This window comes from Caldinitratiruptor microaerophilus (assembly GCF_025999835.1).
In the GTDB taxonomy this organism is placed as follows: domain Bacteria; phylum Bacillota; class Sulfobacillia; order Symbiobacteriales; family ZC4RG38; genus Caldinitratiruptor; species Caldinitratiruptor microaerophilus.
The window spans coordinates 919,611-933,203 of the sequence record NZ_AP025628.1; the positions used below are offsets into that span (position 1 = coordinate 919,611).

The 13,593-nt window shown below is 69.1% G+C and carries 14 protein-coding genes and 1 pseudogene; 11 read left to right on the top strand and 4 right to left on the bottom strand.

Going from position 1 to position 13,593, the window contains the following annotated elements; all coding sequences use genetic code 11:
* The first annotated feature begins 27 nt into the window (after positions 1–27).
* The 4 genes and pseudogenes from caldi_RS04405 to caldi_RS04420 all read left to right on the top strand — a co-directional run bounded on the left by caldi_RS04405 (position 28) and on the right by caldi_RS04420 (position 4,105).
* Positions 28–1,211 (top strand): annotated as a pseudogene (locus caldi_RS04405) (transposase).
* Between the two features lie 414 nt (positions 1,212–1,625).
* The gene (locus tag caldi_RS04410) at positions 1,626–2,663 is read left to right on the top strand and encodes a zinc-dependent alcohol dehydrogenase family protein (protein WP_264843896.1); all 1,038 of its coding nucleotides are present in this window, start codon (positions 1,626–1,628) and stop codon (positions 2,661–2,663) included.
* 519 nt (positions 2,664–3,182) lie between these two features.
* Positions 3,183–3,395 (top strand): hypothetical protein, encoded by a 213-nt coding sequence (locus tag caldi_RS04415; RefSeq protein ID WP_264843897.1) that lies wholly within the window; start codon positions 3,183–3,185, stop codon positions 3,393–3,395.
* Between the two features lie 269 nt (positions 3,396–3,664).
* Positions 3,665–4,105 (top strand): TOTE conflict system archaeo-eukaryotic primase domain-containing protein, encoded by a 441-nt coding sequence (locus caldi_RS04420; protein WP_264843898.1) that lies wholly within the window; start codon positions 3,665–3,667, stop codon positions 4,103–4,105.
* Positions 4,106–4,199: 94 nt separating this feature from the next.
* Here caldi_RS04420 and caldi_RS04425 read toward each other — a convergent pair whose 3' ends face one another.
* Together caldi_RS04425 and caldi_RS04430 are read right to left on the bottom strand one after the other, a co-directional pair.
* Complete coding sequence (locus tag caldi_RS04425; protein ID WP_264843899.1) at positions 4,200–4,574, bottom strand: DUF5615 family PIN-like protein; 375 nt, start codon at positions 4,572–4,574, stop codon at positions 4,200–4,202.
* Positions 4,571–4,810: a DUF433 domain-containing protein gene (locus caldi_RS04430; RefSeq protein WP_264843900.1), complete on the bottom strand. Its 240-nt coding sequence runs from the start codon at positions 4,808–4,810 to the stop codon at positions 4,571–4,573. The genes caldi_RS04425 and caldi_RS04430 overlap by 4 nt, the downstream gene beginning before the upstream one ends.
* A gap of 351 nt (positions 4,811–5,161) precedes the next feature.
* Here caldi_RS04430 and caldi_RS04435 point away from each other — a divergent pair, with 351 nt between their 5' ends.
* The 4 genes from caldi_RS04435 to rfbB all read left to right on the top strand — a co-directional run bounded on the left by caldi_RS04435 (position 5,162) and on the right by rfbB (position 8,616).
* Positions 5,162–5,944 (top strand): enoyl-CoA hydratase/isomerase family protein, encoded by a 783-nt coding sequence (locus tag caldi_RS04435; protein ID WP_264843901.1) that lies wholly within the window; start codon positions 5,162–5,164, stop codon positions 5,942–5,944.
* Positions 5,945–6,092: 148 nt separating this feature from the next.
* Positions 6,093–6,845, top strand: a complete 753-nt coding sequence (locus tag caldi_RS04440) for a VOC family protein (protein WP_264843902.1) — start codon at positions 6,093–6,095, stop codon at positions 6,843–6,845.
* A 189-nt stretch (positions 6,846–7,034) separates the two neighbouring features.
* Complete coding sequence (locus caldi_RS04445; RefSeq protein ID WP_264843903.1) at positions 7,035–7,541, top strand: dTDP-4-dehydrorhamnose 3,5-epimerase family protein; 507 nt, start codon at positions 7,035–7,037, stop codon at positions 7,539–7,541.
* Positions 7,542–7,554: 13 nt separating this feature from the next.
* The gene (gene rfbB, locus caldi_RS04450; RefSeq protein ID WP_264843904.1) at positions 7,555–8,616 is read left to right on the top strand and encodes a dTDP-glucose 4,6-dehydratase; all 1,062 of its coding nucleotides are present in this window, start codon (positions 7,555–7,557) and stop codon (positions 8,614–8,616) included.
* Between the two features lie 207 nt (positions 8,617–8,823).
* Here rfbB and caldi_RS04455 read toward each other — a convergent pair whose 3' ends face one another.
* On the bottom strand, positions 8,824–9,306 hold the full coding sequence (locus caldi_RS04455; RefSeq protein ID WP_264843905.1) for a type II toxin-antitoxin system VapC family toxin: 483 nt from the start codon (positions 9,304–9,306) through the stop codon (positions 8,824–8,826).
* A complete protein-coding gene (locus caldi_RS04460; protein WP_264843906.1) occupies positions 9,303–9,527 on the bottom strand; it encodes an AbrB/MazE/SpoVT family DNA-binding domain-containing protein in 225 nt (74 codons plus the stop codon). Before caldi_RS04460 ends, caldi_RS04455 begins: the two co-directional genes overlap by 4 nt.
* A 506-nt stretch (positions 9,528–10,033) precedes the next feature.
* Here caldi_RS04460 and caldi_RS04465 point away from each other — a divergent pair.
* The 3 genes from caldi_RS04465 to caldi_RS04475 all read left to right on the top strand — a co-directional run bounded on the left by caldi_RS04465 (position 10,034) and on the right by caldi_RS04475 (position 13,553).
* Complete coding sequence (locus caldi_RS04465; RefSeq protein ID WP_264843907.1) at positions 10,034–11,257, top strand: DinB family protein; 1,224 nt, start codon at positions 10,034–10,036, stop codon at positions 11,255–11,257.
* Between the two features lie 328 nt (positions 11,258–11,585).
* Positions 11,586–12,371: a FadR/GntR family transcriptional regulator gene (locus tag caldi_RS04470; protein WP_264843908.1), complete on the top strand. Its 786-nt coding sequence runs from the start codon at positions 11,586–11,588 to the stop codon at positions 12,369–12,371.
* A gap of 42 nt (positions 12,372–12,413) precedes the next feature.
* The gene (locus caldi_RS04475; RefSeq protein WP_264844728.1) at positions 12,414–13,553 is read left to right on the top strand and encodes an acyl-CoA dehydrogenase family protein; all 1,140 of its coding nucleotides are present in this window, start codon (positions 12,414–12,416) and stop codon (positions 13,551–13,553) included.
* The last annotated feature ends 40 nt before the right edge of the window (positions 13,554–13,593 follow it).

Consider the following 13,593-nt stretch of genomic DNA (forward strand, 5'->3'; position numbering starts at 1 on the left):
AGCTGCCTGGTATTCAAGGGCCAAGGCATTCGAAAGAACACTTTCCAGTCGCGCGAGCCGAAGCAGGTGATGCTCCTGCCGCCCTCTCTGGGCGAGTGGTTGCCGGCGAACCACGTTACCCGCTTCATCGACGACGTGACCGCTTCCGTCGGCCTCTCGCCGATTACACAGGGCTACGAGGGAGAGCAGCGGGGATAAGCGCCGTACCACCCGGCGATGATGGTCGGCAGGTCCTGTGCCTGTATAAGGAGGCCAGCTTGGTCAAGGTGGGACACGTGGCCCTGGACGGAACGAAGATCAAGGCCAACGTCTCCAAGCACTAGGCCATGAGCTACGGCCGGATGGTGAGCGAGGAGGAGCGGCTGGAGGCCGAGATTCGGAGTATGCTCCACAAGGCGGCGACGATCGACAACCTGGAGGACCAGAAGTTCGGGGATCGCCGTGGGGATGAACTCCCGGACGAGCTGGCGAACCGGCAAGCCCGGTTGGCCAGGAACCGAGAGGCCAAGGCGGCCCTGGAGGCCGAGGCCCGTCAGCGGGCCGGGGAGGACTCGGAGCCGGATACCGACCCGCCCGGGGGCGACTGGATAAAGCCGAGGCGTCGGCAGAGCAAGGCGGGGACCCCGGAAGCGAAAGCGCAGCGGAACTTCACGGACCCGGATTCCCGAATCATGCGGAGTTCGAACGAGGACTTCCTACAGGCTTACAACGCCCAGGTCGCCGTCGACGCCGACAGCCAGGTGATCGTCGCCGCAACCGCGACCAACCAGGCCGCTGACGCTGCGCACTTGATCTCCATGGTCAGCCAGATCGAGTCGAAGGTGGGCGAGAAGCCTGCCGAGTTATCAGCGGACGCCGGGTACTTCAGCGAGGCGAACGTCACTTGGCTGCTGAAGCAGCGGATTCGCCCCTACATCCCACCGGACAAGCAACGCCATGGCGAGCTACGTCGGGTGAAATCGCTCCGGGGTCCGATTCCGAAGCAAGCCACGCTGCGGGACCGGATGCGAAGGAAGCTGCAGATCCGACGCCACGCCGAGCCGTACCAGAGACGGGAGCAGAGCGTGAAGCCGGTGTTTGGCCCGATCTTAAGGAATCTCGCCTTCCGCCAATTCCGTCTCCGTGGACTACCGGCCGTCCAAGGGCAGCAGCTGCTTGTTTGCACGGTGGACAACCTCTTGAAGCTGTACGGTGCAAAGCACGTAGCGTGAAGGGGCAGACGCGTCCCAGCCAGGACCCAAGATTCCTGGGATCCAGCCGGACTCCTAACTGGCTCCGGTTCGGCAACCGCTCAGGTCAGCGACTTCGTCTACCCCCGACGTTACAGATGCTGAATTACGGAGTCATACTCTAAGATCTTGTCACGGTCTGGGCTCTCGTGCGGATCCCCGGCCACCACCCGCAACCGGCTCAGCCGCCCGGACGGGGGTCGCCGGTGCGGGGCGAGGGCGTTGGGGGGTACCGGGCGGCGCAGTCGACGTATCGGCAGGAATTGCTCCGCACGAACGGGAAGTGCATTTCCGATGCGATCTCGGGCAGCCGACGTGGTTGTGGCACCACACCCACCGGGATCGAGCAAATGCACACACTACTCCACACCGACGCACAGGGGGTATCGAGACGCAGTGAAGGCGGTTGTATACCATGGTCCGGGCAAGAAGGCGTGGGAGACCGTTCCCGATCCCGCCATCGAAAAGGATACGGACGTCATCGTCCGCGTCACGACGACGACCATCTGCGGCACGGACCTCCACATCCTGAAGGGCGACGTGCCGGAAACGGCTGCCGGCACCATCCTCGGTCATGAAGCGGTGGGGGTCGTCGAAGAGGTCGGGGCCGGTGTTCGGAACTTCCGCAAGGGCGACCGGGTCATCATCCCGGCGATCACCGCCTGTGGCCAGTGCGAGTACTGCAAGCGTGGCATGTACTCGCACTGCCTGAACGGCGGGTGGATTCTCGGCCACACCGTCAACGGGCTCCAGGCGCAGTTCGCACGGGTGCCCTTCGCCGACACCAGCCTGTACAAGGTCCCGGAGGGGCTGCGGGATGAGGACGTGCTCTTCCTGACGGACATCCTCCCGACGGCCTACGAGTGCGGCGTGCTCAACGGCAGGGTCGGGCCCGGGGACACCGTCGTCGTGGTCGGGGCCGGCCCCGTCGGGTTGGCGGCGGTCATGCTGAGCCGGCTCTACAGCCCGGCGGCCGTGATCGCGGTCGACCTGGACGCCCGGCGGCTCGAGCGGGCGCGCCGGCTGGGCGCCGACGTGACCGTCCAGAGCGATCGGGAGGACCCGGTGGAGGTCGTGCGCAAGTACACGGGCGGCCGGGGCGCCGACGTGGCCATCGAGGCCGTGGGGATCCCGGCGACCTTCGAGCTCTGCACCGAGCTGGTGGGCCCGGGCGGGCGGATCGCGAACATCGGTGTGCACGGCAAGCCCGTCACGCTGCACCTGGAGAAGCTGTGGGCGCACAACGTCACGATCACGACCCGGCTGGTCGACACGGAGACGATCAGCCAGCTCATGAAGCTCATCGCCTCCAAGCGGATCGACCCCACGCCGCTGGCCAGCCACACGTTCCGGATGGACGAGTTCATGAAGGCGTACGAAGTGTTCGGCCAGGCGGCGGCCAACGACGCTGTGAAGGTCGTGGTCAAGCAGTAGCGCGGGGCGCGTACCGACGCCACGGCACGGACGGTGAACGCGCGCAGCGCCGATCCCCCTCGGGATCGGCGCTGAACGTCTTTCGCTTTCGGCCGTGGTTCAGAGCGGGGGAACGTAGTCCGACGATGCCGCCAGGGTGCGGTCCGCACGGCCACCCCCGAGCCGGCGCCGGGGACGAGCTCGGCCCGCCCTTCCGCCCCCGATGGAGGGGCGCGCCGCCAGGCCGGCGGCGGAGACGGCGCCGCGTCCCGGGGTCAAGCAGGACGCTGTCGTCGGAGCGATCGGGCAGGTACTCCCAGACGGCGCAGACAAGAGGGGCAGCCGTCACCTTCCGGTTCACCTTGCCTCCGGCCAGCAGTGCAGTCCGAGAGTCTCCCCGACTTTCTCTGGCACGGTGATCTCTCCCTTGCTCGTGACTGGCGCCACGCGATAGTCCCTTTCCCTCATCGGTTGACCGGACCCGCCGGGGGGCGAAAATGGATGCGGATCAGTGTGCCGGTGAGAAGGCGGGGTTGAGACATGGCCACCACCAAGGAAGACCTGCATGCCCTGGTTGACCGTTTGACCAACGACCAGGCGCAAGAGCTGCTAGAATACGCCCGCTGGCTGCTGGGCGAAGAAGACGACCGGTTGTCGGCCGACGACCTGGCGGCGGTGAAACGAGGCCTGGCCGACATTCGTGCAGGTCGGGTGCGGCCCTGGGAAGAAGTGCGGCGGACACTGGGGCGGTGAGCCGCTGGCGGATCGAGGTGTCCCGTGAGGCGGAACGCGGCCTGAAGCGCCAGTCAGAACTGGACGCGCTGCGGCTTCGCCTCCGCGAGGCCCTGGACGAATGTGCCAGGCTGCGGGAGGAGAACGCCCGCCTGAGGAGCATGCTCGGAATTCCCGCGGACACGGTCCTGGCAGGGGGTGATTCGTCGCGAGCGACCCCTGCCGCTTCGCCGGGTCCCCGCGGTCCGGCCCCGCCACGTACCGCCCCGCAGAGTGCACCCCCGAGGGGCATGCAACTCGCTCTGCCCTTACCGCCGGTCCCCGTCCCCGCAGCCGCAACGGCCGCCCCGTCCACGCCCGACGAGAAGATCGCGCTCTTCCGCAGCCTCTTCCGGGGCCGGGAGGACGTCTATGCCGTCCGGTGGGAGGCGAAGAACGGCCGCTCGGGGTACTCGCCCGTCTGTGCCAACGAATGGGCACCCGGTATCTGCTTCAAGCCCAAGGTCAAGTGCGCCGAGTGCCCGCATCGGGCGTTTCGGCGCCTCACCGACGAGGTCGTTCGCGATCACCTCACAGGACGGTACGCCGTGGGGATCTACCCGCTTCTGACCGACGAAACCTGCTGGTTTCTGGCAGCCGACTTCGACAAGACGACATGGCTCGAGGATGCGGTGGCGTTTCTCCGCACCTGCGACGATCCGGGCGGCGGGGGCGCTGGGCCGTGCTTTTGAACCACCCCCCAACCAGTTCCCCCCAGGTCACCGGCTGATCCGGTCGCCTGGGGGGGTGTGATGACGTCACCGCAAACCTCCGCTCTGGCCTGGTTCATTCGCGTCGCCTTACGGGAAGGCGGCGGACCCGAATCCGCCGATCTTCGATCACCACGATGCTGCCATGCTCCAGCGCGTCTGCGATCGTGGGAAGGTTTGCCAGGATTACGGCCAGGACCCGCTCGGGCCGTAGGTCGGTCCGCCGCAGGAGGAGCACGGAAGGACCGGACGTCGGTTCTTGTACGAGAAGCGTTCCGAAGTCGGTATCGGCAGACACCACGACACGGCCTTCTGCTCGTGCCCGCTCGAGGATGGCGGCATCGCTGGCCGCCTGCATGCCCACGTCACGTACGTGCACGACGTCGTGCCCACGTGCTCGGAGTTCCAGGGCGAGGCGGGGTGAGAGGGCGTTGTCAACGAGGAACTTCATGACGTGCTCTCGACAAGGGGGAGCTGTCGCTCGTTGACTGCTTCAGCCGCAAACGCGAGGGCTTCTCGTATATCGTCTCGCTCCAGGTCGGGGTAGTCCTGGAGGATCTGGTCCTCCGTCATTCCGGCGGCCAGAAGCTTGACGATGGTCGCAACGGGGATACGCAATCCCCGGATGCAGGGCGCGCCACCCATCTGATCCGGATTGATCGTGATGCGAGGAAAGCGTTTCGACACACCTCACCCCCCCGAGACCAGTATAGCCGATTCAAACGGTGCTCTGGAGCGATCTGCAGCATAGCGATCTCCAGGACAACCGCTGGCGCGGGACCCGGTTCCGGCCGGGTGGGGACGGAACGGGTCGGTGGCGTGAGGGATCTACCACAAGAGAGGATCGGCGCCGGGAGCACGATGGGGCTGGGGGAACTCCAGCGCTCTACCAGCCGGAACCGTGCACCCCGAGGACTCGGGAGGGTGCCGGTTCTCTCCGTCACCGACGCCAGGCGGCTGGGGTGCCTTCCTCACGGAGGCGGTGGCTCCGGCAGGATGTCGCCGCTGCCGGCCGAACCCATCCTCGGGGGGATGTGCTTGCCCGAGGAACACGTTCACGTGGACTTCGACGCCGCCGGCGTCGCGGTGGTGACGATCGACAACCCGCCCCTCAACACGCTGGCGAGACGGGTGCGGGAAGAGCTGCTGGCCGCCCTCGACAGCCTGGCGGCGGACGAAACTCTCCGCGCCCTCGTCCTGACGGGGCAGGGCGACCGAGCCTTCAGCGCCGGGGCCGACCTCCAGGAGGAAGAAGGGCTCGAGGGCGAGGCGCTGCGGGCGTTCATGCAGGAGTGGGAGCGGCTGTACGAGGCCGTGGCCGGGTTCCCTGTCCCGGTGATCGCCGCCGTGAACGGCTGGGCGCTTGGCGGGGGCTTCGAGGTGATGCTGGCCGCCGACCTCCGGGTGGCGGCCGAGACGGCCCGGATGGGCGCCATCGCCCTCCGCATCGGTCTGGTGAACAGCATCCCCCGGCTGGTGCGCCTCGTGGGGGAGAGCCGGGCCCGGGACCTGGTCTTCACCGCCCGGCACGTGGACGGTACCGAGGCGGCCGCCATGGGCCTCGTCCACCAGGTGGTGCCGGCGGGGAGGGCGCTGGCCGCGGCCCGAGAACTCGCCGGGCAGATCGCCGCCCTTCCGCCGCTGGCCGTGCGCCGCGCCAAGGCCCTGCTCGGCCGGGTGGGGGACCTCACGCTGGCGGAGGCCCAGGCGCTGCAGCTGGAGACCTTCCTGGAGCTCCACCCCACGCCCGACCACCACCAGGCTGTGCGGGAGTTCCTCGCCCGACGGGGGAAGGCGGAGTCTTCGGGCGACGGCGGGTAGGTCGGGCGGGGCGGGGATCGGTGCGCAGATCGCCTAGTTTCTCGCCTCGCTGACCGATCGGGGGGCGATCGACCTCTACGCCGAGCTCTTCGACCCCCACGAGCGGGCGATGGGGCACCATCTGCGATAGGGCGGAGGGCTGACCGGGATGCGCTTCGACCACCTTCTGCACTGGGTCCCCGACCGGGAAGCCGGCGTGCGGGCGTACCGCGACGCCGGCTTTCACGTGGCGATCGGCGGCGAGCACCCGGCCTGGGGCACGCACAACGCCCTGGTCCACTTCGGCCTGCCGTACGTCGAGATCATCGCCTTCCGGGAACCCGGGCGGCAGGACCCCGCCGGGGTGCACCTGTTCCGGGGCGCCGGACGCATGCTGGGCCGGGGCGGCGGGGCGGCGACCTTCGCCGTGGCTGTCCCCGACATGGCCCGGGCGGCGGCCGAGCTGCGCGCCCGAGGGCTGGCGGTGGGGGAGCCCGAGCCGGGCCGGCGGGTGCGGCCGGACGGGTCGGAGCTGCGCTGGCGGACGGCCGCGCTCACGGGCGGCCCTGAGTGGCGGCCGTTCCTGATCCAGTGGGAGCAGCCGGACCCGGAGCGGCTGGCCGACCTCCGGGCCAGGGGTATTGACGCCCCGCACCCGCTGGGGGAAGTGCAGATGCGCCACATCGTCATCGCCAGCCGGGACCCTGCCGGCGACGCCGAGTGGTGCGCGCACCTGACGGGCCACCCGGCCCGTCGGGAGGGGGCGGGGTGGCGGGTGCCGCTGGCGGGGTGCGACATCGTCCTGGTGGCGGCGGATGCGGGCGTTGCGGACGGGGAGGCGCCGCGGATCACGCGGCTCGTCCTGGCGGGACCGATCGCCCGCCGGATCGGGCTGTTCGGCCTCGACGTGGTGGTGGAGTAGGCAGCGGGCGTTCGTGGCGCCCGGTCGTCCCGACGGGCGGACGGACATGGGCGGGCCGGGGGCGCACCGGAGCCGAACCGGCTGTACGTTGCCAACGCCGGCCCCGGCGTGGCGGGAGGCACCCGGAGCCGGCCGGGATCGAAATCGAATAGGATAGGCCGGGAACGCGTTGTGGTAGAGGGTGCAGCGTTGGAGCCGAAAGCCGTGGAGCCCCGGAAGTTCCGTGCCGTGAGCCGGGAGCGGATCGACGGCGTGAAGGTGAAGCCGCTCCGGGTGATCCCCGACGAGCGGGGACGGCTCATGGAGATGCTGCGGGCGGACGACGAGATCTTCATCCGGTTCGGCCAGGTCTACATGACCACGGCCTACCCCGGCGTGGTCAAGGCCTGGCACTATCACCGCAAGCAGTGGGACCACTTCGTGGTGGTCAAGGGCATGATGAAGGTCGTGCTCTACGACGACCGCGAGGGCTCGCCCACGCGGGGCGTGGTGAACGAGTTCTTCCTGGGCGAGCACAACCCGGTGCTGCTCCAGATCCCGCCCCTGGTGTACCACGGCTTCAAGTGCATCGGCGAGACGGAGGCCATCTGCATCAACGTCACCACGGAGCCGTACAACCACGCCGACCCCGACGAGTACCGGGTGGACCCGCACGAGAACGACATCCCGTACGACTGGGCGCGGCGGGACGGGTGAGGCGGAGGGGCAGATGGCGCGGCGCATCCTGGTGACGGGCGGGGCGGGGTTCATCGGCAGCAACTTCATCCGGTACGTGCTGGACCGTCACCCGGACTGGCGGGTGGTGAACCTCGACCTCCTGACCTACGCCGGCAACCCGGCGAACCTGCGGGACGTGGAGGGCCATCCGGGGTACCGGTTCGTGCACGGGGACATCGGCGACATGGGCCTGGTGCGGGCGCTCCTGGCGGAGGAGGCGCCCGACGCGGTGGTGCACTTCGCCGCCGAGTCGCACGTGGACCGGAGCATCGCCGGGCCGGAGGTGTTCGTGCGCACCAACGTGCTGGGGACGCAGGTGCTGCTGGAGGCGGTGCGGCAGGAGATCGCCCGGCGGGAGGCGGCCGGCCCGGCGGTGGGGCCGGCGGGGCCACGGGCGGCCCGGGGTGCAGCCCCGGACGGCGGCCGGCCGGGGCTGCTCTTCGTCCAGGTGTCGACGGACGAGGTGTACGGGTCGCTGGGCCCGACGGGCCTCTTCACGGAGGAGACGCCGCTGGCGCCGAACAGCCCGTACTCGGCCAGCAAGGCGGGGGCGGACTTGCTGGTGCGGGCCTACCACCACACGTACGGGCTGCCGGCGATCATCACCCGCTGCTCGAACAACTACGGGCCGTACCAGTACCCGGAGAAGCTGATCCCGTTCTTCATCACCCGGGCGCTGGCGGACGAGTACCTGCCGGTGTACGGGGACGGTCTGAACGTGCGGGACTGGCTGTACGTGGAGGACCACTGTGCGGCGCTGGAGCTCGTGCTGCTGCACGGCCGGCCGGGGGAGGTCTACAACATCGGGGGTGGGAACGAGCGGACGAACCTGGAGATCACCCGGCGGATCCTGGCGGAGCTGGGCAAGCCGGAGTCGCTGATCCGGTTCGTCCCCGACCGCCCGGGGCACGACCGGCGGTATGCGATGGACACGACGAAGATCCGGCGGGAGCTGGGGTGGGAGCCCCGGCACGGGTTCGAGGAGGGGCTCCGGCGGACGATCGAGTGGTACCTGACCCACCGGGAGTGGTGGGAGCCGCTCCTCAAGAGGTAAGACCCGTCGGGCTCGGCCCGTCGGTGTCCACGGCAGGGACCCGCTCCTCCTGTCGAATCCGGGTGCGACAGCGTCCTGGTTGCGGCGCCGGATGCGGGCATGCCGATGGAGGAGGGGCAGCGGATCACCCGAGGCGGGATCAGCTGCAGCCGCCAAGCCGGGCGGAGCCCTTCGTCGGGCTCGGCGGCTTCGACCATGTGTGCCCGGTCACTTCGCGCCGGGCACGATGAGTTTCAGGCTGGGGAAGTGGCTCCGGTAGTATCCCCGGTCCCGGGTGAGCAGAGCGTCGGCTTGCACCGTCGCGTGCGCTCCGACCAGGAAGTCGGGCATCAGGTGCTGGCGCCACGCCACCGCCCTGCCGCAGGCAGGGCACTCGGGGGTGAACGCCTGCCCGCACTGGGCACACTGGACCTGTTGGCCCCGAGCGCGGGTATAGGTCTTCCAGGTCCTGCCAGCCGCGTAGAGGGACCGCACGTCGAAGGGGTCGAGCCTGATGGTGAGGTCGCGTAAGAACGTTTCCAGCACGTCGGCTCTGTCGAAGAAGGCAGCCAACTCGGCGTGGACCACCGGGCAGATGACCACGGAACCGAGGCGAAGGGCGTCGCGCAGGGCCTGGAGCGAGGCTTCTGCGAAGCGCGGGTCGTCTGTGAGAACGTCGAGGAGTACGTTGGTGTCTACCGCTGTCTTCATTCGCCGCGCAGCTCTTTCATGATTTCATCGGTACCCTCGCCGCCGATCTGACCCCGGAGAAAGCCGCGCCACCGTTGGAAAACCTCTCCGGGAACGCGCTTGCGAAGAACCACCTCTTCCCCCCGGATCTCGAAGTCGACCTGCGAACCAGGGTGCAGCCCGAGCGCGTCCCGGACTTTCTTTGGCACGGTGATTTGCCCCTTGCTCGTGACCGTCGCCATGCGATCGCCTCCTTACCCTCATGGTAAGGAGAGAGGAACAAGGGGTCAAGCAAGGGGAGCGGAAGCAGGAGCTGCGCCGGCCCGGAACGGTCCCCACGGGGTACCGGTGTCACTGCCGCCAAGGTCATCGAGGAAACTGTGGTGCCCGGATTCCGTTGCCGGTTGGGGCAGCTGTTCGGGCGTTGCCCCCCGCCGGTCGCCGGTTCAGGCGTTCCGCGGGGGTCAAAGCGCGGTTTCTGCCCCCCACCCGGAGTGCAGAAGGTGCAGGTCATCCTGCCCGGTGACGACGGGTTCCCTCCGGTGGAACGCGAACCGGCACCTAGCGGCTCCCGGACCCTGGCGCCCAGGTACACGCGACCCGACCCCGGTCCGGCCCGTACCGGTCCGGGGAGCGCAGACCACGAGTGCCGACCTCACACCCGCCCCATTTGCCCGAAGCAGGAAAAACACGTCTCGAAATCCTCCCATATGATACACGATCCCACATGTTGAAACAGAGGGAACGGATGAGTCGCACACGGCATGACCGATCCTCCACCGATCGTCCCACCGCTCCTTCTCCTGGCACCCAGGCGCTGGAGAGGGGCCTCGCGCTGCTGGAGATCCTCCGGGGCGCGCCGGGGGGGCTCGCCCTCGCCGACCTCGCGGCGGCCTCGGGGCTCCACAAGAGCACGGTCCACCGCCTGGTGGCGGCCCTCAGCCGGTGGGGGTACGTCTCCCGGAGCCCGGATGGAGGCCGGTACCGGCTAGGGATCCGCCTGGCAGAACTGGGGCAGGTCGCCCTGCAGGCCCTGGACCTGCGGGCGGAGGCGGCGCCGCACCTCCGGGAGCTGGTCGCTCGCACGGGGATTACGGCGCACCTCGGGGTGCTGCACGGGACCGAGATCGTCTACCTCGACAAGGTGGAGAGCGACACGGCCACAGTCCGCATGGCGGCGACGATCGGCGGGCGGATGCCGGTCCACTCGACGGCCATCGGCAAGGCGATCCTGGCCCACCTGCCGGAGGACGACGTCAGGGCCCTGCTGGCTCGGACGGGCCTTCCCGCCCGGACCCCCCGGACCATCACCGACATGGAGGTCCTCATCGACCAGTTGCGGCTGGTCCGCCGCAGCGGCTGGGCGCTGGACGATACCGAGAACGAGGAGGGGATCCGCGCGCAGCCTCCGGAGCGCGCGGTCGCCGGCCGTCACGCCGGCGGATCCGAAGGCAATGGAGGGGTCACTCCGATGACGGCGGACGATCTGAGTCGCCTCATGGCCTACCGCCTCTGGGCACGCGGCCGGGTGCTGGCGAGCCTCGAAGTCCTCCCGGCCCAGACCTTCACGGCGCCGGCCGTCAGCAGCTTCCCGTCGATCCGCGACACGCTCGTGCACATCCTCAGCGCCGACATGATCTGGGTCTCCCGGCTGGGCGGCGTCTCCCCGGACGCCCACCTCCAGCCCGGGGACCACCCCGACCTGGCCTCGCTCCAGGCGCGCTGGGAGGTGGTGGACCGGGCCCTGCGCGCCGCCGTCGAAGGACCCCCTCCCGCCGACCCCGGCCGGGTGGTGACCTATCGCACCACCGCGGGCGTCGAGTACCGCCAGCCCCTCGGCCAGATCGTCCAGCACCTCGTCAACCACCAGACCTACCACCTGGGGCAGGTGGCCACGCTCGTCCGCCAGTTCGGCGGCCGGCCGCCAACGATCGACCTCGCCGTGTTCGATCGCGAGGGGGGTGCCGGATGAGGGAATCTTGAGGGTCCGATGCGACGCACCCGAGAGGGCGCGTACCAGGGCGCCATCCCGGGTGTGTCGCTGGGCCATCCGCGCATACGGCGTGAAGACCACGAAGCATCGAAGAACCCGCCAGGGCGTACAGTGTGGGCTATCGCAACCGTTGCGCGGGGCACGAGAACGATGGCCACCGCCGACGGGCATCCGTGCTGGTGCGGCCGGCGTACCCTTCGGGGGCAATCGAGGAACTGTACAGCCACTTCCGTCACGAAACGCTTGACATCCAGGCCAATCAGGTATACTGATTTCATTGATCACACGGTCGGTAGAGGGAGGGGTGATGTCCCTGGACTCCGCCAGCCGCCACCCCGAGCCCGCATTCCTCGCACAAAGCCGGTCGCGCCGGCGCCCGCTCCACCAGAGCCAGTTGCTGGCGGATCAGTTGCGCGAGCACATCGCCGCTGCCGCGCTTCCGGAGGGCGCGCGGCTGCCGAGCGAGCGGGAACTGATGCAGGCCACGGGTTACAGCCGGGCCACCGTGCGGGAAGCCCTCCGGCTGCTGGCCGACCAGGGCCTGGTCCGGACGCGGCCGGGGCCGAACGGAGGGGTCTTTGTCGCCCGGCCCGGCCCGGACCGGCTGGCCCATTCGCTCGGGATCCTCCTGGAGGCGTCGCACGTGGACCTGGCCCAGCTCCTCGAAGCACGGGTCGAGCTGGAGTCCGCGGCGGCCCGTCTCGCCGCCGCCCGCATCACGGACGACGAGCTCCGTGCCCTGCGCGAGTCGTGCGGCCGGTTCGCCGCGGCCGTGGAGCGAGCAGACCTCGACGCCTGCGTGGAGGAGAACCTCGAGTTCCACGTTCGCGTGGTGGCAGCAAGCCACAACGAGGTCCTCGTACTGCTTCACGATGCCATCCGGGAGCTGGTCCGGGTTTCGACCCGGGATCCCGTGTACAGCCTGGAAGTCCAGCGGCAGGTCGTGCGGGCGCACGATCGGATCGTGGACGCACTGGAGGCACGCGACGCGGAGGCGGCAGCTCGTCGGGTTCGCAAGCACCTCGCAGCCTTCGAGGTTTACCTGCAGCAGACGAACCAGTACGAACTGCTGCGGCGGCGGTTTCGACTCTAGGAGGCCGAGGACCGACGCGGGGAGGGGACCGACTTGGCAGGCGTGGGATTGCCGCCAGAGCACGAAGCACTCGCAGAGGCCGCGCTACAATTCGCACGTCAGATCATCGGGCCAGTGGCAGAAACGATCGATCGCGAAGACACGTTCCCCGTTGCAGTATGGAAGCAACTGGCAGAGCAGGGGTACACGGGGCTCGGAATCCCCGAGGAGTACGGAGGGAGCGGGGGCGACGTCCTGGCGGCGGCTCTGGTCGGTTGGGCGCTCACCCGTGCGAGCCCGGCCGTGGCGCTCTCCTACGGGGCGCATCTCAATCTCTGCGCCCACAACCTCTATCGCAACGGCAACGAGGATCAGCGCAGGCGGTACCTCCCGCGCCTGGCCAGGGGGGAGTGGATCGGCGCCCTCGGTCTGACGGAGCCCAACGCCGGATCGGACGCCACCGGCATTCGCGCGACGGCCCGCCGGGAGGGCGACGTGTACGTCCTCAACGGTACCAAGATGTTCATCACCAACGGTCCGGTCGCCGACGTGGTGCTGGTCTACGCGAAGACCCGGCCGGACCTGGGACAGCGCGGGATCAGCGCGTTCATCGTCGAGCGGACGTTCCCCGGCTTCCGGGTGGCTCAGACCCTCGACAAGCTGGGGATGCGCGGCTCACCCACCGGGGAGCTGGTCTTCGAAGACTGCCGCGTTCCGGCAGAGAACCTGTTGGGGCAGGAGAACGAGGGCCTGCGCATCATGATGAGCGGCCTTGACATGGAGCGGGCGTTTTTCGCCTGGGCGGGGGTGGGCATCGCCGAGGAGGCCTTTGAGCTCGCCCTTCGCTACGCCACCCAGCGGGAACAGTTCGGACGCCGGATCGGAGAGTTCCAGCTCATTCAGGCCAAGCTGTCCGACATGTACACCGGGATCCAGGCGGCACGGCTCCTGGCGCTTCACGCCTTGCAGCTCGTCCAGGAAGGGCGCAGGGCGAGCAAGGAAGCCGCGGCCGCTCTGCTGTTCGCGAGCCAGGTTGCCCGGCGAGCGACGGACGAGGCCGTACAGATCCACGGAGGCTACGGGTACGTCCGCGGCTCCGTCGTCGAGCGGCTGTTCCGCGACGCCAAGCTCATGGACATCGGTGCCGGGACGAACGAGATCCGCCGGACGCTGCTGGCGAGGGAACTTCTGGGCCTGCGGTGACCTGTGGAGCCTGATTGGGAGAGGGAGAAGGGAGGAAGGA